Origin of the sequence: Cohnella nanjingensis, assembly GCF_014212125.1 — a bacterium.
GTDB lineage: Bacteria > Bacillota > Bacilli > Paenibacillales > Paenibacillaceae > Cohnella > Cohnella nanjingensis.
This window is the reverse complement of the sequence record NZ_JACJVP010000007.1, coordinates 201,966-228,494: the sequence shown is the minus strand read 5'-3', so window position 1 is coordinate 228,494 and position 26,529 is coordinate 201,966. Positions and strand designations below refer to the sequence as shown.

Sequence of the window (26,529 nt, the reverse complement as noted above, 5' to 3'; positions counted from 1 at the left end):
GGCGTTGACCTTGCCCCCAGACTCGTGTCAAGATAGGGGAGAGGTGGTCGGGTTGGAGGATTGGAGAAAAGACAAAATACTGGACGTCGCCATGGATCTGTTCCGCCAAAAGGGCTATAGCGCCACGTCCATGCAGGATATCGCCGAAGCGTGCGGGATGGCCAAAGCCAGCATCTATAAATTATTCGCCTCCAAGGAAGAGCTATTCACGGAGGTGTTCGTGCTCTGCCATCAGGTGCTGCTGGCGAAGGCCGCCGAGCTCGATCGTTCGGGCGCGCTGCTGGGCCTCTCTCCGAAGGAGATGCTGGTCCGCAAGATCGAGTTCCAGCTGTACTACACGTTAGAGAATCACATCTTCATGATGGACCTCAAGGAGCTCCCTCTTACGGGCAACGAGCTGTTCGTCGCGGCATGGAAGCGCAAGAAGTCCGCGCTGCTGAACTGGATGAAGGATCTGATGCTGGATAAATACGGGGAGCCGATCGAGCCGTACATCTGGGACGTCGTCACGGTTTTCCGAGGCATTCTGATCGAATACATGCGCTTCGCCTTGCAGAAGGTCATCTCCTTGCCGATGGCCGACCTGGCGGCCTTCATCGTCGACCGGATGGACGCCGTCGTCGGCGATCTGATCCGCATGCGGCCCCGGCCCGTGATCGACGACGCCATCGCCCGCTTCAACTACCTGAACCCCAGCGACGAGCAGAGACGGCATGGCACGGCCCGTGAATTTCTCCGGGAGATGGAGAGCCGGATTCTTGGCATGACGCTCCCCGAGGCCGTCCGTCGGGAGATGGCGGAGGTCGTCGGACTGATTCGGAAGGAGCTGGAGCTGGAGCAGCCCAATGCTACACTCCTGCGCGTGCTTATCGTTTACTTTGAAGCCATACCGGAACTGAAGTCCGACATCCGCCAGTTGAAGCTGCTGTTGTCTTAACGTTCCGGCCGGTAGATACGTCTATGACAAGCCTCAGTTATCGCCACGCCTGCCGTCTCGCCGCCAATTCATCTTGAATTATCGGAACCGCTGATCTACGATAACGGTGAGGGTCCGAGCGTTTCTTGCCATCGCGCAGGCAAGCCTACAACTTAGAGAGCAGCGAACGAGCACCCCTAACCGCTTAGGGAGGAATGAACTTGACTAGAATTGGCATCATTATCGGAAGTACGCGTCCGGGCCGCAAGGCCGAAGACGTTGCGCGTTGGGTATACGAGATCGCTTCGGCGCGGAGCGACGCGGAGTTCGAGCTCGTGGATATCGCAGATTACCGATTGCCGCTGTACGACGAGCCCATTCCCCCGATCATGGGCAACTACAAACATGAACATACGCGGATTTGGTCCGAGAAGATCAAGAGCTTCGACGGCTTTGTGTTCGTGACGCCGGAGTACAACCACTCTACGTCGGGCGTGCTGAAGAACGCCATCGACTACTTGTACCAAGAATGGAACGACAAAGCCGCCGGGTTCGTCAGCTATGGCAGTGCCGGCGGTACGCGGGCGGTCGAGCATCTGCGCCAGATCGCAGGCGAACTGAGGCTCGCCGACGTCCAGGCCCAAGTCTCTCTGTCGCTGTTTCACGACTTCGAGAACTTCAGCGTACTTAAGCCGGGCCCCAAGCAGGACGTATCGGTCAACAACATGCTCAGTCAAGTCATTGCGTGGAGCGGAGCTTTGAAGTCGTTAAGAAGCTGACGGGGCGAGTACCGTCCCGATTCGCCTAAGACAAGAGGTCGGCAGCCCCCAGTACGGGTGGCTGCCGACCTCTCGTGTATTGCCGCGATCACCCAGATCGGCAACAGCAGGAGAGGCGTCGCCGCCCCCCGATTCTGAAGCTCGCTGCTGGTAAAAGGGAATTCGAGAACGACTTGAATGCCGGTAACGGATAACATGATGGAGACAAGCGCTAGGCATTTACTTGGGCGAACTTATCCTTGTCCCATTGGTAGATCCATTGCTTGTACTCGCCGCTCTCCTGATCGTAGTATTTGGCGGCGAACCGGTTCCCGCCGAGCTGTTCGAGGAGTACCGAAGGAAGGTGATCCGCGATATACATCTCTCCGCCCGTATCCAGCTTGACGATCTCTCCCCGTTCGGTCAACGTATACAGGCGATAGATGCCGCCATTGCTGCCGGCCCACTGGCCCAATGTGAAGTCGGGCTGGCCGTCGCCGTTGTAGTCCGCCCATGCCAAGTCGAACTTGCCGCCGAAGTTCAGCGTCTTCTCCCCGAAGTCCTCCATCAACCCGTCGTAAATAAAGGCCGTGCTGCCTTGCGTGGACAAAGCCGGATTCACGACCCGAAGCCGGTACGTTCCCGTATAGTTGTCGGCGTAGATGCCGCCTCCCGGTCCGCCTGCCTCCGCTTCCGTCTCATGCCTCCCCTCGACCATCTCCACGTTCACGTAGAGGATGCCGCCGTTCGCGAGATCCACACGGCTCGACGACAGCAGTACGATCTCGTTGCCTGCCGGCGGGGCGGGATTCGGTTCGCCGGCAGCGCCTGCAGACCGCGCCACTTCCTCCACATAGGCCGACAGCTTCGTCTCATCCGCTGCATGCGGTCTTACGTCGCCCCCGAACGCGGCTTCGATCTCCGCCCGCTCCACGGTATAGGGATGCCCGCGATCCTCGCCTACGACCGCGCTAATGCGGTCTACGTTCCCGATCAAGCTGAACAGAACCGCCGCATTCCGCCTGAACAGCGTGTCCTGGCTCCCGCTATCCAGGCTTTGATCGACAGCGGCTCCTTCTCCTGTCTTGGCATCCGCCTCGTACCGAATCGTGAGACCGTATGGCGCCTCTGCGGTATGCAGCTCCACCACCCCGCGCCTATAGCCCGACGGCAGCGGCAGCAGATCGATCAGCGCGACGACGCGGCTGTTGTCGCCGACGTACGCCGTCTGATGGCGGAGCAGCTCCTGAACCGGATAGACTTCTCCCGCTCCGTCGGAAGGCGGCGACGCCTGTCCGCGATCCGCCGGGGAGCGCGGATCGGCGACGAACCCCGCGATGAGCGCCGCGACGGCGAGGAAGACGAGCGCGACGGCGCGCGGTCCGGGCCGCCGGTACCGGACGATGCGCTTGATCCTCGCCGTCACGTGGTCCTCCCCGAACGTGAGCGGCCCCGCCTGCAGCCAGTCGCGCTTACCCGTCGACAGCGACAGCAGCGACTGGGAGTAGCCGTGCCTGCCGTCCGGGCCGAGGGACCGCAGCACGCGCTCATCGCAAGCCATCTCCATATCCTTACTCATCGACCGGAAGGACAGCCAGAGGAGCGGATTGAACCAGTGGACGATCAGCGCGAGATACGCCAGCGGCTTGATCCAGTGGTCCCGCCGGCGGATATGCGTCTCTTCGTGGGCCGCGATATAGCGCAATTCGATCTCTTCTAGCCCTACGGGCACGTAGATCTTCGGCCGGAGGAGGCCGAAGACGAACGGCGACGCGATGCGATCCGTCTCGTAGACGCGATCCCGCACGCGGGTAGCCGTCCGCACCCGACTCGCGGTCCGCAAATAGGTGTAGAGGCTGTACGCCAGTAGCAGGATCGTCCCCGAGATCCAGACGATGCCCGCCGCCGTCATGACCAGCTGCATCGGATTAACGCTGTTCGCCGCGACGGCCTCCGGCAGGCTCGCGTTCACCGTCCGGTCCACGGCGGGGATCCCCGTCGACACCTCGGGGCGCGGCATGAGCCCGATCGAAGGCGGGACATAAGCAAGCCGCCCCGCATCGTCCCGGCTCCCCGCAGGGAGGAAGCCGAGCAGGCTGAAGGCGGAGGTCAGCGTGATCGGCACCGCCATGCGGACGAGGACGGCGGACCACAGCGCATAGGAATAGATCTTCGGGGCCCTGCGGAGCAGGAATCGAACCGCGAAGACGCCTACAGCCACGTAAGAAGCCGTGATGCTCATATTCAGAACGGTCGCGAACAGCGCAGAAAGTCCGTTCATTCGGCCGCCTCCTCGATGATGCGCTTCAGCTTCTCGATCTCCTGCGCCGACAGTTTCTTCTGATTCAGGAAGGCGGTCAGGAACTTCGGCAGCGAGCCGCCGAAGCTCTTGTCGATCAACGCCTCGCTCTCGTACCGCTGTACGTCCTCCAGCTTGACGAGCGATCGCACCTGGGCGTTCTCGTTGCGCAGAACCCCTCGTTCGCACAGCTTGCGCAGCACCGTATAGGTCGTCGATTTCTTCCAGCCCAGCCTCTCCTGACACAGCCGCACGAGCTCGGTCGAGTTGATCGGTTCGGATTCCCAGATCAGGCTGACGAACTTATATTCCGCATCGTAGAGTTTGATGGAATCCATGCTTGCTTCCTCCCGGGTGGGTTTATTCAGATAAACCTCTCCCGTCGAGTTTATCGCAATAAACCTCGCGGCGCAACCTTGATTTGCTTTGTCGACGGCAAACAAAGCAATCAACATAGCAATTCAGGAGAACGCAAACCTCTGCCATTCGGCTAAAATAAGGTAGAAGCCCGTCCACGCGTCGTCCCAATCCCAGAGGAGGCTCGATCATGAAAAAAATCACGTTGTATATGCAGATTTCCCTTAACGGCATCGTGTCCCATGTGGACGAATGGATGACATTCAGCGACGAGATCGTAGAGGAAGCCTATGAATATTACAAGACGCTGGATACCCTCGTGATCGGAGGCCGCACTTATCCTTCCATGGCCGAATATTGGATGACCGCCGAGCAGTCGTCCGCGTCCGCGCTCGAGCGATCCTTCGCCCAACGGATCAACGCCATCCGGAAGATCGTCGTCGCCCGTTCCGAGCGGGAATTGGTATGGCCGAATTCGGAGCTATGGGTATTGAAGGACGAGGAATCGTTGGTTCGGAAGGTCGAAAGCCTCAAAGAGACCGAAGGAAAAAATATCTCCGTGGAGAGCGGCGTGAACACTTGGCAGCTGTTCCTCCGGAACGCGCTCTTCGACGAGATCTGGCTGTACGTCCATCCGGTCGTCGCCGCACGCGGCGAGAGACTGTTCGCGGATGTGAACGCTCCGTTCTCCTTTCGCCTGCTCGATCACACCGTTCACCGGAACGGCGTCGTAGGGTTGCGTTACGAGAGGATCTGAGCGCTGCCAAGCGCACAAAAGGCTGGAAACAGCCGGTTGCCCGAGCTATTTCCAGCCTCGCGTTCATCGCAATTCTTCAATGTTATTGCAAGGTGATCTCGAACTTCGACCCGGCCTCTCCCGCGAAAACGATGGATCCTTTCGCCGGCAACGCGACCTTCCGATCCCCCTCGACGACGCTGAAGCTCACGCACGTTCCCTTCTCGTCGTAGACCGCGAACGAGCCTTTCTTCGGGATCTTCACCTTGATCGTCTTGCCCGCGTCCTTCTCATTCAACGTATACCACTTGGCGTAACCGCTCGACGGGATCGTGGCCGACGACTTCTTGGCGACATAGATCGGCTTCACGGCGTCTTCGTTGACATAGACGCTTCCCGCGACTTGCAGATACTCGGCGTCATCCTGCGTATAGAAATGATATGCCATGAGGTCTCGACCGTACATCGCCGATATTTGCAAGTCGGGGGCAGCCGTATTCGGGCCCGTAATTTGTTTGTCCGCCACATAACCGGGCAATTGCTGCGACAGATTCAACTGGAGCGTCGTCGGCAGCAGATACATCACCGAGGTATACTTCTCGTTGACGAGGTAGTATTTCTTGCCGTCCCGCTGCTTCCAAGCCGCAGCCGTCTCTTCCGGAAGATCCCGGGGTGCGAGCTTCTCGCCGGTATACAGCGATATGGCCGTCTGACCCAGCCCCGGCAACGAGACGTATTGCCGCGTCCACAGGTAGGTGCGTCCGTTCTCTTCCTTCACGAAGCTCATCTTCGTATTTCCGTCCGCGCTATGGAATGATCCGTCCGCCGAATACTCGTATTTCTCGGCCGGGCTGTCCGGCATTTGTTCCGAAGACAACGTCATTTCGCCGGCTTTGCTAATATCGACCTTCGTCGTTTGTTGCGTCGCTCCGTAGATGCCCGCATACTGCAGCATCGATTCCGGCATCTCCGCCTTAACCGGCTTGCCGTACGACTTCTCGGGCTTGAATTCGGCTATCGTTCCTTTCTCCTTCAGCGCATGAAGCAGCATCTCGTTCGCCAGCAGCTGATCGGTCGCGCTGGAACCCCCGGAAGAGAGGACGGCAGCCGCCATGTCGTGCTCGGGGAGCACCACGAGCGATGCATGATACAGCACCGTGTCTCCTCCCTTCGTCAGCGCCTGAATCCCGTATTCGCCGAACGGGTACAGATTGACGCTGTCCCAGCCGAGTCCGTAGCCGATTGACGTATCCGCCTCCTCCGGCCATAGGCCATAGAGGCGTCTTGTACTCTTCTTGTTCCATCGCCGTTACCGATTCGTCGGACAGAATCCCGTTGGCCCGCCCTGTGAAAATCTGCGAGAATCGGACCATGTCTTCCGCCGTGGAATAGACGCCGCCCGTTCCCAAGACGTTGACCGTCTCGTTCGGCAATTGTCCCTTGTATGTCGGCAAATAGAGTCCCGCCGACTTGGACCCGTTCAACGGATCCAACGGCGTCTTCGTATTAGACATACCCAACGGCTTCGTAAAATGCTGATGAATATACGAGGTATAGTCCATGCCGCTGACTCTCTCTACCAGAATCTCGGCTAGCGTAAATCCGTCATTGCAATAAACGGAGAAAGCGCCCGGGTCGGCCTTCAGCTTCTGGTTAGCCAACTCCTTCAGCAGCGTGTCGTGGGCGTAAGTATCGTTATCTTCGAACAAAAAGGCGTTGACCAACGTCGCTCCGTTCAGACCGGAGGAGTGATTCAGCAGCATGCGCGGCGTGATCTGCTTGTATCGCTCGTCCTCCATCGTGAACTCGGGAATATACTGGACGACCGGCGTATCCAGATCGACTTTCCCCGCATCTACTAACTGCATAACGGCCGCCGTCACGAACATCTTGCTTGTCGACCCGATGCCGTACACCGTTTTGGCCGTCAACGGCTGTTGCCCTTTCTCGTCGTTACGGCCGGATTGACCGGATACGACGATGTTGCCGTGATCGATAAGGGCATATTGCACGCTTGTCGTACCGTATGATTTCGTGAGCTGATCGGCTTTCTCCGCCGAAGCTTTCTGCGTCTCTTCATAGGCCGAACCGCCGCTTTGGGAGGAAGCCATCGCCCCCGTCGGCGCGAGCATGGTTACCGCAAGCACCGCAGTCGAGATCCACAATCTTTTTTTCATTAGAACCTCCTTAGGGATTTTATTTCTTTGCAGGATGCAGAACTACAACAAGCCGCGGAGGACTTGCGAAGTCCATCCGGATCTACTTATCCTTATGACCTCCTTTCGGTACCATGCTATACAAGGTACCTTGTGATATAATATAGCGAATGAGAAAAAATGAAAAGGACTGCAGCGGCTACGACAGCCCGTTGCAGTCCTGGAAAATCTCGAGCCGGTCGGTGCTGCATTGCCGCGCCGATTCCGCATTGCCGGCCGCTGCCTGCGATTAACCCGCCAATTGGGCCGTCTCGCCGCACATTTTGTTCCAGCCGTATTTCGCGCCTTACCTTACTTGTTCTTTTGTGCCAACAACTTCAGCAATACCGTTACCGCCTCAGCTCTCGTTGCATGATCTTGAGGAGCGAACCGATTGCCGCCTTTCCCTTGAACGATCTCAGCTTGCTGCACGATCGCAACGCTAGCCTTCGCCCATACCGGGATGTCCTTGTCATCCGCGAAGCCGGTGGCCGCATTCGCTTCGATAAGCCGAGTCCTTTACCGGATCGTTTGACCTCTTCCGAAAGCACGGTTGCGCCAGCAATAAACCGCCTCGAAAATCCCGAATACGCCGACGACCGCGGCGACCAGAATGACCGCCAACACGCCAAAAACGGTCATCGTCGTTCCTTGATCCCCCAGCAGAAGCGCGCTGCCGATGACCCAAAGGAAGTCGAGCACAGTGATGATCAGCACGGCCGTCGGAGAAACCACGCGCCTGGACGCGGTCCAGACGAGAAATGCGACGAATACGAGCAGGAAAACCCCGGTCTCAACCAAAGCGCTCTTGTTGCCCAGCCCCGTCCAATCGGAGACATACCCGGCAAAGAACAGCAGCAGCAGCCCGCATGCCCCGGACGAAACGGCATTCGTCAGCAGAACTTTGCGAATGAGCGATTCTCCTGCCGGCGTTATTGCTCCATTCGGTTTCATAATCGATTCCCTCCTAGTGGTTCGGTTGCGTCCTTACACACCGGAGATTAGTCCACAAACGACTGCCAAAACCATGCTTTTTACTGCCGTTTGGTGCCAACCTTGCGTATTTTACGAGGACACTCACTACTTTGGCAAACTATTCAAGGAAGCGAGGGGGCACCCCTGCTGCAATTTCGGTACCGCCAAACGTAGGGGCCTTAGCCCTTGGGCCAGCGATAGGGGGCGACATGCCGTCGCATCGCGAGAAAGAGCGATGCCCACTGCTCCGGCGACAGCGAGACGGCCGTCTGCGCCCGGTCGACCCGGGCGAGCTGCAGCGTCGGCCGAAGCTGCGCCGGCGTAAAGATGCCCCGCAGCGCCTCGGCCGCGGGCAGCCGCGGCTGGCGCAGGAGATAGGCGGCGAAGGCCGCGAACCGCCGGCTCTCGGCGGCGGGCACGAGCGGCTGCTCCCGGCGGACGATGCGGACGATCGCCGCGTCGACGCGCGGAGGCGGGGCGAAGTGCGCGCGGGGAACCGCCGTCCGCATCTCGAAGCGGAACTGCATTCGCCACGCCAGCAGTCTCGGGTCCGCCGTCGCTTCTTCCGTGAAGCGCCGGGCCGCCCCCTTTTCCAGGATCAGCGCGCCTCTCTGGAAGGCTTTGCCCTCTGGCCCCAGCAGCTTTCCCAGAATCGCCGTCGTGATCGCGAACGGGATGTTCGCCACCACGCAGAACGGCTTCGCCGGCAGCCGAATGTCGCGGATGTCGCCCAGGAGGACGGTGATGCGGGGATGGCGCTCCGCCTTTTCGCGGAGCGTCTCCGCGAAGGCCGCGTCGACCTCCACCGCCAGCACCCTGGCTGCCCGCTCCGCGAGCGGGAACGTCAGGCTGCCTTTGCCGGCGCCGATCTCCAGCACGGTATCGGTCGGCTGCAGCCTCGCCGTCTCCATCAACTGCCGGATCGTGCCCGGGTGGTGGAGCAGATGCTGCCCCGTAAAGTTAGGTCCGGATATGCATTTTCGGATCGTGCGATGCTTTTTGTTTTGCCTGCGCATAGATCGATTCCTCCCGTATCGAAATGTCCCGCGGCTCCGAAACGGAAAAAGCCGCAGGCGCGGGCCTGCGGCGGAACGACGGATTTCGAGAAGGGTAGGGATGCGCATCAAACCAGCCATGTCCCCTGCTTGCGCGGGGGCATGGCTCGCCGGATCTCTGGCGCATAGACGGACAGGGCGATCGTATCGCCTTAGAAAAACGCAAAAAAGAGACAGACGCGGCGCGCTGTCCCTCTCCATCCATCGACGCGAAGGATATCCTAAAATGGGCAGTCCGATTCCGTTTTGCTCCGCACGCAGGCAGAGCCTTTGTTCACTATTCAGTTAGTGGCAAAGGATACAAAACGCAATCTGACGAAATTAATAACACCCATTGTTAGGACAACCCTCCATTCCTAAAGTTGGGGATATTGTAGCATACGGCGAGCGCTTGCGCCAGTAGAAAAGCGTTCTCCATTCGTTCGGCTCGCGCTTGGCGAGCTGCGATCGCGGGCATCGATTGGCGTTACGCGAATCTTACGCCAATCAAACCCGTGATCAAGCCGACAAGGACGCCCACCGTACAGAGCGTTGACCAGATTCGCCTGCCGCGCGGTTTGTTCATGAAACACCAGCCTAGAACGCCTAAAAGAATGCCCTCGATCGCAAACCAAGGTTCGAACAACAAAAGATCCCACAAGACATAAGCATGTTGCTTCATGTCGAACGGGCCGGAATCCGTCTCGATCGCGCCCATGATTTGAAGGGCGCGATAGCCGATACCATAGATGCCGTGCGAGGTCGCTACGGCGCATCCAGCACAGATGATCGCCAGCAACGACCAGCTGAGCCACTTTCGCTTTTCGAGATAGATCATTGCAATTCCCAGAAATCCTGCCGCCGTGAGTATGCCCGAAGCAACCCAGTTGATCATCTCCCACTCGGAAGAAGCGGAGATTTCCGGCTTTAAGAGAGACAAGCCGACCTTGCCGTCCAGCGCCCAATAAAGATGAGGAAGCATATAGGCGATCGACCAAACGAATACGGCGTATCCGGCCCATGTTAAAGAACGGCTTCTGCCCGTTTGAGCCCGCATGCGAAGATCGGGTGCGCTCGCTTTCATGTCCATCGTGCTCCTTTCCCTACCCGTGCGCTATTTTAGCAATTGAATTGGGAGGAATCTCGCGATACACCGGCAATCTGTTGCAGCCTTTGCATTCGCACCGAACTTGCGACTACTCGCCGGTTGATAATGAAGTTGAATGCAGCCGGAACGGAGCGCCTTGGATTGAATAAGCTTCATGTTCGCTCTGTCCCTCATGTTCTGGAATAGCGGCTTGCCGTCCCCTAACACAACCGGTACAACGGTAAGCTGATATTCGTCAATGAGACCCGCTCGGCGCAAAGCCGAAGCAAGGTCCGCGCTTTGCGTATTCCTGACTCCCCGTCCGGGCGATGCCAATCGATTTCCCCGTGCGGACCCGCGAAATAGCCGTCAATCGAAACCAACTCTTGGACGATCAGCTTCCTCATGGCACCATCTCCCGACGAACGGATTTTAATATGACTATATATCCGGATCGCTCGTCTCGTTTCTTTTCGATTGCGGCGTTTGCGCGCTTCTTGTCACCGCGAAAAAGTAAAATATCCCGCCGGCCATCCAAAAAGGTTCCCAAAACACGAGTCTCCAAGCCGTCGCGTAGGCATCCAATTCAAACTCTAAAATATTCATGGCGCTTAAGGTTATGGTGATGAAATTAAGAAGACCGTACAGAAACAAAAAGGCTCCCGCTATTTTCGCAGCATAAAAAAGCGACTTGGCGATGATCGGCTTTTTCCACCGAATCAGCAGCGCCAACAGCAAGACGAAGCCGAGCAACTTCAAGAAGCCGGTCAACCACACCATCCGGACGAAAGAGGGCGGCGGATCCAAGGACAACTCGTAAATGGACCCTCCCAGCGACCGAAGTCCGAGCAAGCCGCCCAGGGCCCAATAGAAACTCATCCCCGCAAAAAGAACCGACCATACCAGGCCCATTGCGATAAACCCGAAATTTCTCTTCAATTCAGAAACACTCCTTCCGCAGCGTTCCCCTTCATTCACCACGATCATATCATATCGGCCGCTTCGAACGGCAACGCCAAAAAAGGGAGCCGGGAAAGCCTGCCTACGGCAAGCTGTCTCAGCCCCCTGAACCCGCGTTTGGCGCGGCAACGACTGCCCCGACTCGTCAAAGGATCGGCGCTTTACCCATTCCAAATGCTCGCATAGGCATAGTTGCGCACCGTGCCGTGCCAGCGATACCAGGGCGAGCCATTTTCCTGCTGCGCATAGAACAGCGTCACCTCCGATTCGGGATCGATGACCACGTAGCACCCTCTAGCGCCGTCCCAGCCAAATTCGCCGTTTTGGCTAAGCGAATTGTTATCCTCGCGATTCACCAAGGTTCTGACGCCTAAGCCATAGCTATAGCCGAGTTTGCTTCCCCCGCCGAATCTGGCAAAGTCCTGCCGGGCTGCAGGAGATAAGCGATCGCTTCGCATCGCGTTCACCGTTTCCGGTCGAAGAATTCGCGCGCCACTCGGCGCTAGGCCATCATTGCACAATGCCTCCGCGAAGACCATATAGTCCGGCACGGTCGAGTATAAACCGCCGCCGCCGCTTTCGTATCCGCGGCCCGGTTGAAGCGCAAAGGTTTCTCCGATGCTTTCCGCCCGATGCGTCTGACCGTTGAAGCGATTGTAAAGCTTGCAAAAACGGCTCTCGTCCCGGAGCCGGAAAGACGTATCCTTCATGCCGAGGGGATCGAAGAGATGTTCCTGCAAATATTGTCCAAACGTTTGGCCGGCGATGACCTCAAGCAATGCGCCCAGCACGTCGTGGCAAACGGTGTATTTAAAATGCGAGCCGGGCTCGAAAGCAAGCGGCTCCTGCGCCAACGCCTTGACGACCGCGAGCGTCGGTCCCTCGCCGCCGTTTTCTGCCACCGTCCGCCGGACAGCGTCCGTATGGATCGTTTCGATGCCCGCGGTCATCGTAAACAAATGCTCGATCGTAATCGGATGCCGAGCCGGGATCAGCTCTTCCTTTCCGTCCGACAACGGATGGCGAACGAGCATCTGCTCGAACTCGGGAATGTACGCGTACAACGGGTCGGTGAGTTTATACTTTCCTTGCTCCAGCAGCTGCAGCAGGGCCGTGCACGTCACGACCTTGGTCGCGGAATACAATCGGAAGATGCTGTCCCTGCCAAAGGGAACCTGATTCTCTACATCCGAAAAACCCGCATAATGCTCGTAGACGGGCTGGTGCCTGTGATACATGGCAACCCCTAAACCGGGAATGTTTTTTTCGCTATAAAACGTATCCAGATATGCCGTGAGCCTCGAAAAATTCACCCTTCTTCACCTGCCCTTTCCGTTCATCGCAATTCTTAAGCACATGAATTCGATCGAAACCGTCGATCCGTTAGGGGAAGATTCCTCCACAGCATTATATTATCTAAATACGCAATCACATGAATATAGGGTGATCATAAAGATTAAGGTACATGTTTAACGGCATGATCAAGAACCGCACCCTATAAAAGGGCCGCAACAGCCCGCTCGACGACAGCCTGTCGCAGCCCTTTCACCCGCGCCCGGGAGGCAATGCCAGTTCCTGCAACTATTTTCTCGACCCCTTGCCGGATATCCTTAAATAACTCATCCAATCGTTCTTTCGGTAATCGGCGGAGAAGTCTCCGTATGTCTGCCAGATAGGTGGCCCACGATGTCGCGTAATACCGTTAGCCCGGTAGCTTCCGCTTGCCGTGCTTTCTTGAGCAGCTGAATCGCTTCGAATTTCAATCGTGGATCTGTCGTATCTGCCCCTTGCGGGAAAGGGAACATCTCACGCAAATATACCCAAGTTCGATAGCTCGACAGATAAACATCGGCCGCCTCCAGCATCAGATGCTGCAGAGTATGGTCCTGAATTCCCGTACAATGCGTGATGGCCGATTGCGTGAAGAATGATATCAAGTACTGTCGCGTAGACGTAAGCCACAGGAGATTGTAACTCGTAAAAAAACGATGCGCTGCCTCTGTCTCGAAAGCCGCAATCCATGCATCGATAGCGGCGATTCCGTTCTTTCGGCCGTCATCTCCCGTTAGTCCATCCCCCTCAATATGCCTAGCGGCAAGCGAGAGCGCATTCTTTAGCGTATTCCGATAATTTGCGTCTTCTTGCTCTGTGTACCGAGTAACGCTCAAATGCGCATGCGGAGTCTCGCTCCTCTCCCGCAGCACCAGTACGAACATTTCTGGATCTATGGGATTACCATGGAGCGGACGCCGGCCAAAATCATCATAAGACAGCTCCGCTCCGTTCTGCGCATTAATATCTTGAACGTTCAAAACTCTGCGCTTGTCATCGTAGCCATAAATAAGTCCGTGCTCATAGTTATCAAGGTTCCATCCCACGACTGGAAATCCCCGCTGGATACTCTCTCGCACCATGTATAACGCTCTTTCGACGGTGTCTTCCTCCCAGTCTCCGCCATACATATTCGCCGCAAGCACCTCCATATCGAAGCCCAAATTACGCAGCGCTTCTTGGAGCAAGCTTCCGTCTCCGAGTACATCCATTGGCGCCACGGTCGTATCTGTGTTAATGGCGAAGCCTTGTCCCGTATAAATCAACGCCTGCGCCAAGCTAATCTGCTTATTCGAATATCGCATGACGCCATATAGGGCGAGAGCAAATGAATTGTAGCAGTCGTTCCATTCGATTTTGCGGAATTCCAACGTCTTTCTTACGCGAATCGGTTTGTTCATCCACTTCTTGGCGGCTGCCGCTTTGCGAACGGTACGCGGTGGCGCGGGCGTCCGCTCGGGATCGCCGGTATATCCTTGTTCGGCATAGAGCTCCAGAACCTCATCGTCCGTTAACGACCTATCGTAAATCCGAATATCGTCCAATACCCCATGGAACCAGAACCGCTTCTCATCGGAATTCTTTTTACCGATATAGATGGGCTCTTCGAAGTTGGGCTCGAATGAACCGGTTTGTACATCCTGGAGCACGCCATTCACGTAGAGCCTATGCTGCGTTCCGTCATAAATCGCGACAAAATGATACCACACGCCCCACTGAATAGGGTGTTTCCCTACCGCATCCGTCGACTGTCTCATTCGATGCCAGGTCGCATACGCTCCTTTGGTGCTTAATTGAAATACGCGGCGCGATTGATCGAGCACACGCCCATGATCGTCTTGCGAAACGATAGCGTTGTTCCATCCTTTTAGCGCTGCTTCCTGATCGTACTTCGCCCAAGCGGATAAGGAGAAGGCCTCCGTGCCGAGATTCGGAAAAGGATTCAACACAATGCAATCCCCCTGGCCAGAGAACGCATAAGCGCTATTTGCTGCGCCAAAACGATCTTCCGTTAATGTCGCGCCTTCTACCCTCCCATGACGACCAAAGCCGCTCGTATCCTCCGCATTGCCGATAAACAAATATTCGCCTACCAGACCTTGTCGCAAGTTGCTCATGCCATTTCCTCCCGTCGATATACGATCATAATTGGATTCCGATCCGGGTCCATGAAATAAAAATAATCGCGATCGGACATTCGTACCCGGTTCTTTGGCTCAACGAAATAAATTCGATCATTAAAATATAAATCCTTTTTATACCAGCCGTGGCATTTCTGTCGATTCCGTATTGACTTCGAGAAATAAAAAACACAGAGCAACGGCATACCACTCGCCGCGCTCTGTATTAAAATTCGTATACTGCTATGAGCATTTCAGTCCTTATTCTTCAACTGTTGCCACCGGATTTTCGTCGTACGAAATCCAATCGCTCCAGCTTCTTATCCCCCACGAACCCCCATGTTCGAAGGGTTCCGAAACAAAAAAGCAGGGGTTCCGATCAGCGCGGCGGGAATGCCTCGGAGGATATGCCAGCGCCTATGTGCAACGACCTCCCTTGACTACGCTTGGGAGGACTTGTGGAACAAGAAGCCCGTGGAGGACGGGGCTGACGACACGGTATGGTTTGAGCCAAGGCGAGGTATACCCCTGTGGCTGGGTCGAGCCGAACGAAACGCCAACAAAAGGCCAAGTGAAGCAAGGTAGCACCTAGAGGGTGATGGATTGCTCGCAATATGATCCAATTGGAAACTTAACAAGTAATGGTACCAAGACCTTCATCTACAATGTCGACGACTCGCTAGGTTCTGATTCCGGCGATGACGAGATCCAGCATTCGGTTGGTCCCATCAGGGTCGGACGCATATTCGTTCACCATGACAATTCCGTAGATGAGTCGTAGTACGTCGACAATTTGGACATCCGTTCGGATTTGTTCTGCGGCCTGGGCGCGAAACAACAGTACTTTTCCCGCCTCGTGCATGGCTTTGTTCGAGGTATGGATTCTCGTTCCCTGAACGTGCTTGGCAGCCATGATGGCTGCTCCCATGCTCCGTCCTCGAGCCGCGAAGTCCATCAGCAGACGAAACCAGCTGATCAGGGCGTCTAAAGGAACCGGAGCGCTTGCGAGTTCTTCAGCGCGTACCCTCAATTCATTGGTCTCATCTAGGAACACTGCATCTAGGAGATCCTGACGCGTAGGGAAGTGGCGGTACAGCGTTCCGATTGCAACCCCAGCCGATCTGGCAACGTCTTCGAGGACGATGTCAGCGCCACGCTCCGAGACCGCGACTCGCGCCGCGTTCAGCAGGCTGGCGTAGTTGCGCTGTGCATCAACTCGCATTTGGCGGCTGGCTTGTGATGGCTCGTTCATTTAATGTTACTCCTTTCGCATAAGTATAAACAGCGCTTGACAAAGTGAGGGACCCTCCGTTAATATACGGAGGCACCCTCACTTTATCGCACTCACTTTTCATTCTACCACTAAAAGGAGGACTTTATTATGCGTGTTTTCGTAACAGGAGCAACGGGCTTCATCGGTTCCGCCGTCGTTCGCGAACTTATTGATGCCGGTCATAAAGTCGTTGGCCTTACCCGCTCAGACAATGGCGCCGCGGTACTGAAGGAAACTGGGGCCGAGGTGCACCGCGGTGCCCTTGACGACCTCGATAGCCTTCACAGCGGCGCCGCCGCTTCGGACGGCGTCATTCACCTGGCGTTTAAGCACGACTTCTCGGATTTCGCCGGATCGCTCACAACTGATCTGCGCGCCGTCGAAACAATGGGGGCGGCGCTCGAGGGCTCCGGCAAGCCGTTCGTGATCACCGCTCACATGAATGGGGCGGCATCGGAGAACGCGGCGTTCGCGCTGGCTGGCGTGCGATCATCAGTCGTCAATCTCGCACCTTCCGTGCACGGCGAGACAAAAGCTGGCTTCGTCTCCATGTTGATCGACATTGCTCGTGACAAAGGCGTCTCGGCCTACATCGGTGACGGGTCCAACCGCTGGCCGGCCGTACATCGCCTTGATGCGGCGCGTTTGTTCCGCTTGGCGCTGGAAGCCGCCCCGGCGGGGTCACGGCTTGACGGGGTCGGCGACGAGGGCGTGCCATTCCGCGACATCGCCGGCGTCATCGGTAAACACCTGAAACTGCCGGTGGTCAGCCTTTCCCGCGAAGAGGCAGAAGCCCACTTCGGCTTTCTCGGCCGCTTGGCGGCGCTCGACATCCCGAGGTCGAGCGTACAGACTCAGGAACTCTTGGGATGGCGGCCTGTGCATCCCGGGCTAATCGCGGATCTTGAACAGGGTCACTATTTCAACGGCTGAACGGTCCTGTAACTAATATCCAAATTACGGATTATACAGAGGAGGCAAGATTAAAATGGAACATTCCAGTAAGGGCAAGTACGCTGGTAAGAAAGTCGTGATCACGGGAGGCAGCAGCGGGTTCGGCTTCACAACGGCGAAGTTGCTGACGGATGAAGGTGCGCACGTTCTGATCACCGGGCGTACCCAAGCTACGCTCGACTCGGCTCGTGAACAACTTGGCAATAACGCGGTCGCAGTGCTAAGCGATGCCGCGTCTCTCAAGGATATCGACGCGTTGGCCGACCGGGTGAAGGCGGAGTTCGGCACGATCGATGCCCTGTTCGTTAACGCTGGCGTCACGCGCTTCGCCCCTTTTGAGGCGGTGACGGAGGATGTGTACGATGAGTTACTTACAATCAACGCCAAGGGTCCGTACTTCACCGTGCAGAAACTCGCCCCGTTGCTGAGCGAAGGAAGCGGCGTGGTGCTCACCACCTCTGTCGTGAACGTGTTGGGGATCCCGATGATCAGTGCATACGCGGCCAGTAAAGCAGCGCTGCGCTCCATGACTCGCAGTATGGCCCGCGAGCTGTTGCCGCGGAAGATTCGCGTCAACGCGGTCAGCCCTGGACCCATCGACACAGGCATCTTGGAGAGGTCGATGCCGAAGGCTGCAGCCGAACAAACTAAGGCGCAGATGAGCCAGGAGAATCCGATGCTGCGTGTAGGCGACCCCCTCGAGGTTGCCAAAGCAGTCGCATTTCTTGCGTTCGACGCCACTTACACCACCGGGGCTGAGTTCCCTGTGGACGGAGGCGGCTCTCAGATCTAAGTTACGGTGATAACCGTTCATCACCTGTTCCTACGTTGCTACATCCTCCACTTGCGTGGCGATCAGATTAACCCCTTCGAATAATACTGATAAGTATAATAAAACAAATTGAGGCCCATCACCTCTCTTGTTCAGGGTGTGGGCCTCTTTTGTATTCCCGGTTCACTACCGAAGGTTTAACGTATATTTTCGTTATAATGTTAGGTTTTAACAAAAAAATTACTGAACATGTATTTCCGATTTGATATCATTTTGACTTAAAAATTTCATTAAATCATTACTCAGCTGCACAATCTCATTGTTAGCATTATTCGCATATTCCGGCAACATCATATCCCTAACCATTTTAGTTCGTAGCCATGTCATAAAGAAAAGATCCAAAAATAAGTTTGGAAATTTAAGCACCATTTTAAGCATTGGTGGATCAATTGAAACGCCAGCTTTTTGTATTGCCCTTAGATACGCTTTTAAAGTGACTGTTATTTTGCGTGCCGTCTTTCTGGTTCTGGCTGTTTTTTTGTCAATTATCTTATTCTCAGAATGCAAAACGCTCAACATGGCAATGTCTGATACGGAATGTGTGATTAGATACGCTTGCATATCCTTTTTAATAACGTAGGGAAGCTTTGCTGTTTTAAATAATTTTGCGAGGTTTTCTATGCGTTCTGTCACTACACCATTAATTTCTCCAAATGCAGTTGCCATTATAATCTTTGGTAGAAATCGAGCATGCAATACTCCATCTTTGATCTGTCCGCCGAAGCCGGGAAAAGCTGGTAAAAGTCTATCCCCTACGATATCCAGCCACGAAGAAAATCCAATTGAATTACTAGTCATCGTAACTATATTTTTGCTTTGATTATCTTTTAGCGCTAACAACGCTGATTCGGACCGATCATAACGAACGGTAACGAAAATAAAATCGTATACATCGTCATTTTCGAGCGTATCAATGACATTCACTTGTATCGATCTAACCGTACCTTTTTCTTTATATTGCAGGCCATTTTCTCTTAATGATTTAAATCTATTAGAATGTGCAAACAGTGTAACGTCAAACCCTGCTTCAATAAGCTTAATTGCGAACATGCTCCCGATGACACCTGCACCAAAAATTAAAATTCTATCTTGTTTTGCTGACATTAAAACCACCCCTACTTATTAGCATTTCCTTTTAATTATCAGACAACATGTTGTATGATGTTATTGTAGATCTGTATTATTCCTTGATCAACCATCAGTTTTTTATTATTTGTCGGATGATATTCTTATTCGCTAGTAGGAGGAAACATGAAAAAGCAACCCCAAATAACGGAGAAAACAAGACAAAAGTTTGTAGAAGTTTTTTGTGAGTTATATAGCCAAAAGCCGATTGAGAAAATTTCGGTTCAGGAAATTGCGAATAAGTCAGGATATAACCGCAGCACCTTTTATCAATACTTTACTGACATTTACGAATTGTTAGACTCTGTTGAAAATGACTTATTGAATGACCTAAAAAAAGAATTGGCGAATAAAGAGCTATCGATGCATACGGTTCAAGATACGCTCTATTGTCTGGACAAAAGAGAACATCTCCTGGTTCTTAATGCCCTTTTGGGTGATTATGGAAGCACCCGTTTTTTAAAACGCTTAAAAAAAGAAATCACTTTGGATCAATTAGAATTAAACGTTCCGCAAAATCATTCCTTAACGCCATACTTAATTGAGTTTTACCTGACAACTTCCCTTTCTTTATTTCGTCTTTGGATCCAGCGTCAAAAGGATTTATCGTCAGAAGAATTTTTCACGTTAGTGGAGAACCTATATTCAAGAGGGATTACGCCCTATTTTAAAGAATGAGTCTGTCATTGCTTCCCGTAGGCTATTTGACGATAGACATGAATTCCGAATGAGAGAGCAACATTTCAAACGTCACCTTGCAATATAATTGACCATGAATTCCAAACAAGGAGATGAAGGCATGAGTAAGTTGAAGGGTAAAATCGCTTTAGTAACCGGTGCCAGCCGGGGGATTGGTCGTGGTATTGCGTTGCGTCTGGCGCAGGAGGGCGCAGTAGTTGCAGTACACTATGGAAAAAGACAAAATGAAGCAGAGGAAGTTGTTCATCGGATAGAGCAAAATGGAGGTGCCGCATTCACGATCGGAGCTGACTTAAGTACCCTTGACGGCATTCATGATTTATATGCGACTTTGGATGAAGCCCTTCGGGAACGTACAGGCGATAACCGTTTTGACATTCTTGTGAATAACGCTGGAATCGGACAAATTGTAACCTTTGAAGAGACGACGGAAGAATCTTTCAACGAGGTCATGAACATTAATGTCAAAGCACCGCTTTTTGTTACCCAACAAGCTTTACCGCGTCTGAGAGATGGAGGCCATATTATCAATATCTCTTCGTTTGTAACACGTGTGGCCTCGCCCAGTGTTTTCGCCTACAGCATGTCGAAGGGTGCAGTCGACACGCTTACGCACGTCTTGGCTCAACAGCTTGGGAGCCGTAATATTACGGTGAACGCCATCCAGCCTGGCATCATTAATACAGAGATGAATGCCGGGACGTTGCAAAATCCCAATGGACAGAAATCTGCCGCTGGTCTTTCAACCTTCAAAAGGTGGGGGGAGCCTGAAGATGTTGCAGATATTGCTGCCTTTCTGGCCTCGTCGGACAGCCGTTGGGTCACTGGTCAATTAATTGATGCAAGTGGCGGATCTCATCTGTAAATTAACGGGTTCGAAAACCTGTCCGAAGAGCTAGGCTTATATGCCTGACGGACACCTTAAACCGAAAAATCGCATCATCGTGGCAGTCAATTGGGTGCATCTTTGCTCCGGTTGATTGCCGCTTGTCATAGCGATGGCAGCGAACGGAAGTCGTGACGAAAGTTTGGCGGAGCAAGTTTTGCTGTGTTGTTACCAGAAAAAACAATGCGAATCGAAATACCGGGAACGTCACCAAATACAATCGAATCGTTCCGTATGACGATCTTGCACTTGCTCCACGCGAAAGGATTCACCGTTCCTGCTCTGGACGGACTGAGACAAGGGGGACAAGCATTCAAGAACAACCTGTCCCGACCGCCCTGCTGTGGCTGGCTCCGGGCTTCCTGCAACCACTTCCCTCGACTTCTTGTTTGCAAGCTGTTGAACGGAAAACCCAAAGAGGGCCGCAGCAGCCTGCCCGCCGGCAACCTGTCGCAGCCCTCTAACCCGCGTTCGACGCGGCCTTTCGGCTCTTACTCTTCTCCCTTCGCGATCGGATTGTCCTCGTACGAAATCCAATCGCTCCAACTACCTACATAAAGCCTCACGTTCGGATAACCCGCCTCCGTCAGCGCGAGGACGTTCGGGCAAGCGGTGACGCCGGCCCCGCAGTAGACGATGATGTCCCGGTCCGCCGGAATCCCCTCGAACCGCTCCCACTGCGCCTCGGCGCCGAGGAAGACGCCGCCGGGCGAGCCGTCCTCCCAGTAGCGGTTGATCGCGCCGGGAATGTGCCCGGCCTTGGCGTACTTGGTCGCGTCTTCGCCGGTATAGCGCCGGGGGATGCGCGAGTCGACGAGCACGACGCGGTCCCGGCGTTCCAGCCCGGCCCGGACGTCCGCCACCGTCGCCCGCAGACGGTCGTCGACCCGGGGGACGAAGGTCCTCGCGATCGGCCGCGGCGGCTCGGCCGTCACCGGGAAGCCCGCGTCCCGCCAGGCCGAGAAGCCTTCCGCCAGCAGCCGCACCCGCTCGTGGCCGGCGTGCTTCAACATCCACCAGAGCCGGGCGGCGATGCTCCCGCCCTGGTCGTCGTAGACGATGACCTCCGTCCCCGCGTCGATGCCGGCTTCGCCGAGCTTACGCGCGAATTCGTCCATCGCGGGCAGCGGATGCCCGCCTCCGTGCGTCTCCTTCGGGCCGGACAGATCCTTGTTCAGGTCGAAAAAGACCGCTCCCGGGATATGCCCCCGTACGTAAGCGGCCTGCCCGGCCTCCGGCTCGCCCAGCACGAAGCGGACGTCCGCGAACACGGCGTCCGGCCGCCCGAGCCGCTCGGCCGCTTCCGCGGCCGCAATCAAGTTAGACATGCGCTTGCCCTCCGATCGGCAGGATTAATTCGGTCACGTAATTGTCGCTGTGCGCCGTTACCCAGGGATCGATGATATACCGTTCGTAGGAAGCCCCCTGCAGCGGAATCCGCTCCCGCTCCGCCCAATCCTGGACGGCGCGGTACGTGTCGCCGATCGTCCGGTAATCGCCGCGGTGCACGACGCTCAGCGCTTCGAAGCCGCCCACCTCCGTCGTCAGCGCGGCGTTCGCCCCGTCTTCGATCACGGCGGTGTAGCAGTCGACCCCCGTGAACGTCCGATCGACGCGCCGGCCGAAGTCGTCGAAGTACAGCATGAACGGCCCGTACGCGAAAACGTTGTGCCGATGGCACAGCTCGACGAAAAGGTTGCTGTAAATCACCTCCATGTCGGCGGTCTGCCGCTCCTTCACTTCGTAGCGGAATTTCATCGTGCGATAAAGCGGGAAGCGCTCCATCCGGATCTCGCGCCCCTCTCCGGCCTCCGCGAGCAGCGACTCGCCCTGCTGCAGCAGCCGCTGCCATTCCCGGATGGCGAAGTGCTTCTTCTGCAGCTCGGCCATCTGCCGTTCGACGAGGAGCAGCTCCTTGGCCATGTATTCCTCGAGCACCTCGATCTCCCGGCGCTCCAGCATCGGCCCGATATCCTCGAGCTTGAACCCGAGCTGCTTGTAATACTTGATCAGCGGAATCTTGCGCAGACCTTCTTTGGAGTAGTAGCGGTAGTTGGTATCCGGCGAGATGCGGTCCGGTTTCAGCAGACCGATGTCGTCGTAATAGCGCAGGGTGCGGATCGGAATGTTGCACAGCTTCGACACTTCCCCGATCGTATACCAGTCCATGTCCGCTCCCCCCTCGTCTCGGCGCTACAAAAGGCGCCGGATGTCTTCCTTCATCAGCAGCAGCCGCGGGTCGACGAGCCGCTCCCGCTTGTCGCCTCCGCCGAAGCCGACGGTCAGCTCCTCCTTCACGACGCCGGGCCGGGAAGAAAGGACGTAGATCCGATCCGAGAGGAGGATCGACTCCTCGATGTCGTGCGTGATGAAGAGGATGGTCGCCCCCAGCGCCTCCTGCATCTCGAGCAGCCACGTCTGCATGCCGCTCTTCGTCATCGAATCCAGCGCGCCGAACGGTTCGTCCAGCAGCATCAGCTCCCCGGAAGCGAGGAACGTGCGGAGGAAGCTCGCCCGCTGCTTCATGCCGCCGGACAGCTGGCTCGGGTAGCGGGTCTCGTACCCGCGCAGCCCCACCCGTTCGATCCAGGCGTCCGCGCGTTCCCGCGCCTGCTTCTTGTCATGGCCCTTCAGCACGAGCGGCAGCGCGATATTGTCGATGACCGTCTTCCAGGGAAGCAGCAGGTCCTTCTGCTGCATGTATCCGATCTCCCCGTTCACCTGCAGCTCGCCCCGGTCGGCCGTCGTCAGTCCCGCGATGATGTTGAACAGCGTGCTTTTGCCGGAGCCGCTCGGCCCGAGGATCGAGACGAATTCCCCCTTGCGGACGCGGAGATCCACGCCGGTCAGCACTTCCATGGAGCCAAAGCGCTTGCCGACGCCGTTCAGCCGGATCAGCGTCTCGCCGCCGCGGCGTTCTTGCGCCGGGTCGCGAACCGGGTCCCGCGACGGGTCATGCTCTTGGCCTAGCGTCTGATCATGTGCCTGGTCACGTGCCTGATCTTGCGCAGCTTGCATAGTCGATCCCTCCCGCTATTTCCAATGGGTGGCCCGCCGGCCGATCCGATCGAGGATCGAGATGAGCACGACGCTGATGAGGACGATGACGAAGATGGAGGCGAACACTTTGTCGAGCGCGTAGGCGTTCTTGGTGCGGACCATGTATACGCCGATCCCCTCGGTCCCGCCTTGCCATTCGCCGATGATCGCCGCCATGATCATGTAGGTCGCCGCGATCTTCAGGCCGGAGAAGAAGTTCACCAGCGCGGACGGCAGCTTGAGGTGCAGAAACGTCTGCAGGCGGCTCGCCTTGTACGTGCGGAACAGATTGAGGTAGTCCCGGTCCACCTTGTCGAAGCCGTCGACCAGGCTGACGCAGATCGGGAAGAAGCACACCAGCACGATGACGAGCACCTTCGGCAAAATGCCGAAGCCGAACCAGATGATCAACAGCGGCGTAATGGCGATCGTCGGAATCGTCTGCGAGACGATCAGGATGGGGTAGAGCGACTTTTTGACGACGGCAAAGCCGTCCATGAGAATGGCTAGCGCAAAGGCCAGCGCGACGGACAAAGCGAAGCCGAGGGCCGACTCGTACAGCGTGATGCCGACGTGCCGGACGATGATGCCGAAGTCGTCGATCAGCGCTTGCGCCGTATCCAGCGGGGATGGGAGGATATACATCGGCACGCGGGCCAGCGTCACGATCGCCTGCCACAGCGCCACGGCGATGAGCAGCGCGGCGACGGGATACAGCCGCTGGTCGAATCTGGCATGTCTGTTCATAGGTTGTCACGCCTTAAATTTAATAATTCCGATAAGCTTAGTTATAAATTAGCAAGCTCCAGAAACCTTGTCAACTATAGCGCGCGCGATCGTCCCGTCTTTCGAATCTGTCTTCCAGATGCGCCAATAGTTCCCGCCCGCTCGCGCCGTCGAACCAGCGGGCGTGGCCCAGCCAGAAGAGGTCGTAGGCGAGGTCGGCATTGTGCGCGGACCGGACGATGCCGAAGAAATAATCGATCTCGGACAGCGCGAATTCCGCGTGGACGATCGGCAGCAGCGCCGCGAGCGCAGCCGACTCGCGCTTGCCCAGCGGCCGCGCCGACTCGTAGCCGTCCAGCAGCGCGTCCACCTGGTCGTACCGGACCAGATCCTCCTGCCCGTCCTCGTGCAGCGCGAGCCAATCGATCGCGTTGCGCTCGATCGCCGTCGCCAGGTCGTAGACGGCGTTCGTCCGGTCGGCGAGTCCGAAGTCGAGGATCGTCTCGACGGTCGCGGCTCCGTCCGCCCCGACCCGCCAAAGCAGGTTCGACGCGTGCCAATCGTTGTGCGTCCAGAGGGGACGCAGCTCCCCGAGCAGCGGCGCGAGCCGGGCGTAATGCGGCAGCAGCGCCGTCTCGAAATCCCGCGCCCACGGGCGGCCCTTCATATATTCGGCCAGCGCGCCGCGCCGGGAGACATACCGGGCCAGCTCCGCGCAAGGATCCGCGGCGGCGAAGATCGAGAAGCTCGAGACGAGCGGACGGACCGGCCTCGGCGGCGCGTCGAAGCGCTCCGCCGCGACGTGCATCCGCCCGAGCGCCTGCCCGGCCGCGTACGCATGGGAGACGTGGCCGAAGGGACTCCACGACACGGCGTCGCGGTACAGGTCCGTGCCGGCTGCCAGCCGGTGGACCTCGTACGTCCACTCGTCCATGGCGTAGGCCGTCGAGCCGTCCGTTCCGACCAAGATGTCGCTTACCGGAACGCCGTCCTCCCGCAAGTGCCGAATAAAACGATGCTCCTCCAGCAGTCCCGCCACATCCCGCACGGAACGATGATGCCGCTTCACGAACAGCCGTCCGCCCGCCGTCTCCGCGATCGTCGCGCTCGAGAACGGACGCGGGCTGTGCCAGACGAGCGCCTCCGCTTCGCCCAGACCGGCATAGCGGCCGAGCAGCCGGCTCGTCTCCGCCGGCGTGATGGGCGCCCAGTCCGGCCGCACCAGCTCCGTTCCCATGCCGTGGGCCCGGACGTCCTGCAGCCCCGCCTGCCCGCTCATCGTGCCGCCTCCCCCGACAAATAGGCGTTCGTATAGGACGTCCGCCAGACGTCCCGGTCCGCCAGGATACCGTGGTCGGCGAGCCAGGCCGCATAAGGCTCCATCAGCTCGGCCCGCTGGCGGCCCCAGACGCCTTCATGCAGCCAGGTACTCGCGATGAGCGGCAGCGAGCGTTCGAACAGATCCTTCGGAAAATAAGGAATGACCCGTTCGTAGATCGACACCGCGGCCAGCGGGTCCGCCGCGACCGCCCGGTACCCCCGCTCCGTCGCCGCCAGAAAATCCCGCACCATCTCGGGCTGCCGGCTTGCCAGCTCCTCCTGCGTCCCGATCAGGTAGCTGTGATAAGGCGGCGCGCCGATTTGATCCACGGGCCAGACGATTCGCTCCTCCTCCGGCACCTTCGTTTCCATCAGGATCTCCCAGGCCCAGTAGCTGCCGAAGGTCGCGTCCGCCGCTCCGGCGGCAATGTCGTCGGGCATCAGCTCCCGCGTTCCCGCGTCGACGACGACGATCGCGTCCGGATCGCCTCCGTCCGCGCGAACCAGCTGCCGAATCATGGCCAGCCCGCGCGGCGTCGGGTTCATCGCGATCCGCCGGCCGCTCAGGTCCGCCGGACGCCGGATCCCCGTGCTCCGCACCGTCTGCACCGTTTCCATGCCCCGGTGATTGATCGCGGCCACGCCGATGACGACTGGCTGCTTCTCCCGCTGCACGAGCAGCCGGTTGCTCGGGAAGAGGCCGAAATCGGCTTCCCCCCTCGCCAGATAGGCCAGCGTGTCGCCCCGGCCGGGATCGTAGACCGTAAACTCGACGTCCAGCCCGGCTTCCCGGTACCAGCCCTGCTCCCTCGCGTAGTAGAGCCCCGCCGAGTTGGTCCATGGGTAGAAATATTCCAGCATGACCTTCAGGTGTCTCATGTAGACTTCCTTCTCTCCGTATAAGTT

The 26,529-nt window shown here is 56.8% G+C and carries 25 protein-coding genes and 1 pseudogene; 7 read left to right on the top strand and 19 right to left on the bottom strand.

The window, feature by feature from the left end; genetic code table 11:
* The first annotated feature begins 52 nt into the window (after positions 1-52).
* Both H7C19_RS06935 and H7C19_RS06930 read left to right on the top strand, forming a co-directional pair.
* Positions 53-937, top strand: a complete 885-nt coding sequence (locus H7C19_RS06935) for a TetR/AcrR family transcriptional regulator (protein WP_185141847.1) — start codon at positions 53-55, stop codon at positions 935-937.
* A 200-nt stretch (positions 938-1,137) separates the two neighbouring features.
* Positions 1,138-1,695 carry an NADPH-dependent FMN reductase gene (locus H7C19_RS06930; protein ID WP_246469333.1) on the top strand — a complete coding sequence of 186 codons (558 nt, stop codon included), beginning with the start codon at positions 1,138-1,140 and terminating at the stop codon, positions 1,693-1,695.
* Positions 1,696-1,906: 211 nt separating this feature from the next.
* Here H7C19_RS06930 and H7C19_RS06925 read toward each other — a convergent pair whose 3' ends face one another.
* Positions 1,907-3,955: a M56 family metallopeptidase gene (locus H7C19_RS06925; RefSeq protein WP_185141845.1), complete on the bottom strand. Its 2,049-nt coding sequence runs from the start codon at positions 3,953-3,955 to the stop codon at positions 1,907-1,909.
* A complete protein-coding gene (locus H7C19_RS06920) occupies positions 3,952-4,311 on the bottom strand; it encodes a BlaI/MecI/CopY family transcriptional regulator (RefSeq protein ID WP_185141844.1) in 360 nt (119 codons plus the stop codon). The genes H7C19_RS06925 and H7C19_RS06920 overlap by 4 nt, the downstream gene beginning before the upstream one ends.
* A gap of 209 nt (positions 4,312-4,520) precedes the next feature.
* Here H7C19_RS06920 and H7C19_RS06915 point away from each other — a divergent pair, with 209 nt between their 5' ends.
* Positions 4,521-5,087, top strand: a complete 567-nt coding sequence (locus tag H7C19_RS06915; protein WP_185141843.1) for a dihydrofolate reductase family protein — start codon at positions 4,521-4,523, stop codon at positions 5,085-5,087.
* 82 nt (positions 5,088-5,169) lie between these two features.
* On the opposite strand, the pseudogene H7C19_RS06910 reads toward H7C19_RS06915, so the two are convergent.
* The 10 genes and pseudogenes from H7C19_RS06910 to H7C19_RS06865 form a co-directional block, all read right to left on the bottom strand.
* A pseudogene (locus tag H7C19_RS06910) lies at positions 5,170-7,243 on the bottom strand (serine hydrolase domain-containing protein).
* Between the two features lie 330 nt (positions 7,244-7,573).
* Complete coding sequence (locus tag H7C19_RS35675) at positions 7,574-7,768, bottom strand: S-layer homology domain-containing protein (RefSeq protein WP_185141916.1); 195 nt, start codon at positions 7,766-7,768, stop codon at positions 7,574-7,576.
* Between the two features lie 12 nt (positions 7,769-7,780).
* Positions 7,781-8,215, bottom strand: a complete 435-nt coding sequence (locus tag H7C19_RS06900) for a hypothetical protein (protein WP_185141842.1) — start codon at positions 8,213-8,215, stop codon at positions 7,781-7,783.
* 200 nt (positions 8,216-8,415) lie between these two features.
* The gene (gene erm, locus H7C19_RS06895; RefSeq protein WP_185141841.1) at positions 8,416-9,252 is read right to left on the bottom strand and encodes a 23S ribosomal RNA methyltransferase Erm; all 837 of its coding nucleotides are present in this window, start codon (positions 9,250-9,252) and stop codon (positions 8,416-8,418) included.
* Positions 9,253-9,757: 505 nt separating this feature from the next.
* Positions 9,758-10,354 carry a DUF3995 domain-containing protein gene (locus H7C19_RS06890; protein WP_246469332.1) on the bottom strand — a complete coding sequence of 199 codons (597 nt, stop codon included), beginning with the start codon at positions 10,352-10,354 and terminating at the stop codon, positions 9,758-9,760.
* 30 nt (positions 10,355-10,384) lie between these two features.
* A complete protein-coding gene (locus H7C19_RS35670) occupies positions 10,385-10,693 on the bottom strand; it encodes a dihydrofolate reductase family protein (RefSeq protein WP_185141839.1) in 309 nt (102 codons plus the stop codon).
* 105 nt (positions 10,694-10,798) lie between these two features.
* Entirely contained in the window at positions 10,799-11,344 is a 546-nt protein-coding gene (locus H7C19_RS06880) for a DUF3995 domain-containing protein (protein WP_246469331.1), read from the bottom strand.
* Between the two features lie 134 nt (positions 11,345-11,478).
* On the bottom strand, positions 11,479-12,630 hold the full coding sequence (locus tag H7C19_RS06875) for a serine hydrolase domain-containing protein (RefSeq protein WP_185141838.1): 1,152 nt from the start codon (positions 12,628-12,630) through the stop codon (positions 11,479-11,481).
* 306 nt (positions 12,631-12,936) lie between these two features.
* Positions 12,937-14,766, bottom strand: coding sequence for a LamG domain-containing protein (locus H7C19_RS06870; protein ID WP_185141837.1), 1,830 nt, complete (start codon positions 14,764-14,766; stop codon positions 12,937-12,939).
* A gap of 682 nt (positions 14,767-15,448) precedes the next feature.
* Complete coding sequence (locus H7C19_RS06865) at positions 15,449-16,021, bottom strand: TetR/AcrR family transcriptional regulator (protein WP_185141836.1); 573 nt, start codon at positions 16,019-16,021, stop codon at positions 15,449-15,451.
* Positions 16,022-16,150: 129 nt separating this feature from the next.
* On the opposite strand from H7C19_RS06865, the gene H7C19_RS06860 reads away from it, so the two are divergent.
* Entirely contained in the window at positions 16,151-16,975 is an 825-nt protein-coding gene (locus H7C19_RS06860) for an SDR family oxidoreductase (RefSeq protein ID WP_185141835.1), read from the top strand.
* 55 nt (positions 16,976-17,030) lie between these two features.
* Positions 17,031-17,789 (top strand): SDR family oxidoreductase, encoded by a 759-nt coding sequence (locus H7C19_RS06855; RefSeq protein ID WP_185141834.1) that lies wholly within the window; start codon positions 17,031-17,033, stop codon positions 17,787-17,789.
* Positions 17,790-18,008: 219 nt separating this feature from the next.
* Here H7C19_RS06855 and H7C19_RS06850 read toward each other — a convergent pair whose 3' ends face one another.
* Positions 18,009-18,932 carry a ketopantoate reductase family protein gene (locus H7C19_RS06850; protein ID WP_185141833.1) on the bottom strand — a complete coding sequence of 308 codons (924 nt, stop codon included), beginning with the start codon at positions 18,930-18,932 and terminating at the stop codon, positions 18,009-18,011.
* Positions 18,933-19,079: 147 nt separating this feature from the next.
* Between H7C19_RS06850 and H7C19_RS06845 the strand changes: the two genes are divergently transcribed.
* Together H7C19_RS06845 and H7C19_RS06840 are read left to right on the top strand one after the other, a co-directional pair.
* On the top strand, positions 19,080-19,631 hold the full coding sequence (locus H7C19_RS06845) for a TetR/AcrR family transcriptional regulator (RefSeq protein ID WP_185141832.1): 552 nt from the start codon (positions 19,080-19,082) through the stop codon (positions 19,629-19,631).
* 121 nt (positions 19,632-19,752) lie between these two features.
* A complete protein-coding gene (locus H7C19_RS06840) occupies positions 19,753-20,517 on the top strand; it encodes an SDR family oxidoreductase (RefSeq protein WP_185141831.1) in 765 nt (254 codons plus the stop codon).
* A 512-nt stretch (positions 20,518-21,029) separates the two neighbouring features.
* Here H7C19_RS06840 and H7C19_RS06835 read toward each other — a convergent pair.
* The 6 genes from H7C19_RS06835 to H7C19_RS06810 all read right to left on the bottom strand — a co-directional run bounded on the left by H7C19_RS06835 (position 21,030) and on the right by H7C19_RS06810 (position 26,502).
* Positions 21,030-21,866: a sulfurtransferase gene (locus H7C19_RS06835; RefSeq protein WP_185141830.1), complete on the bottom strand. Its 837-nt coding sequence runs from the start codon at positions 21,864-21,866 to the stop codon at positions 21,030-21,032.
* Entirely contained in the window at positions 21,859-22,707 is an 849-nt protein-coding gene (locus tag H7C19_RS06830) for a MerR family transcriptional regulator (protein WP_185141829.1), read from the bottom strand. Before H7C19_RS06830 ends, H7C19_RS06835 begins: the two co-directional genes overlap by 8 nt.
* 24 nt (positions 22,708-22,731) lie before the next feature.
* Positions 22,732-23,556, bottom strand: coding sequence for an ABC transporter ATP-binding protein (locus H7C19_RS06825; protein ID WP_221469080.1), 825 nt, complete (start codon positions 23,554-23,556; stop codon positions 22,732-22,734).
* Between the two features lie 15 nt (positions 23,557-23,571).
* Complete coding sequence (locus tag H7C19_RS06820) at positions 23,572-24,324, bottom strand: ABC transporter permease (RefSeq protein ID WP_185141828.1); 753 nt, start codon at positions 24,322-24,324, stop codon at positions 23,572-23,574.
* Positions 24,325-24,394: 70 nt separating this feature from the next.
* Positions 24,395-25,582 (bottom strand): phosphotransferase enzyme family protein, encoded by a 1,188-nt coding sequence (locus H7C19_RS06815; RefSeq protein ID WP_185141827.1) that lies wholly within the window; start codon positions 25,580-25,582, stop codon positions 24,395-24,397.
* On the bottom strand, positions 25,579-26,502 hold the full coding sequence (locus tag H7C19_RS06810; protein ID WP_185141826.1) for an ABC transporter substrate-binding protein: 924 nt from the start codon (positions 26,500-26,502) through the stop codon (positions 25,579-25,581). The genes H7C19_RS06815 and H7C19_RS06810 overlap by 4 nt, the downstream gene beginning before the upstream one ends.
* Positions 26,503-26,529: the final 27 nt, after the last annotated feature.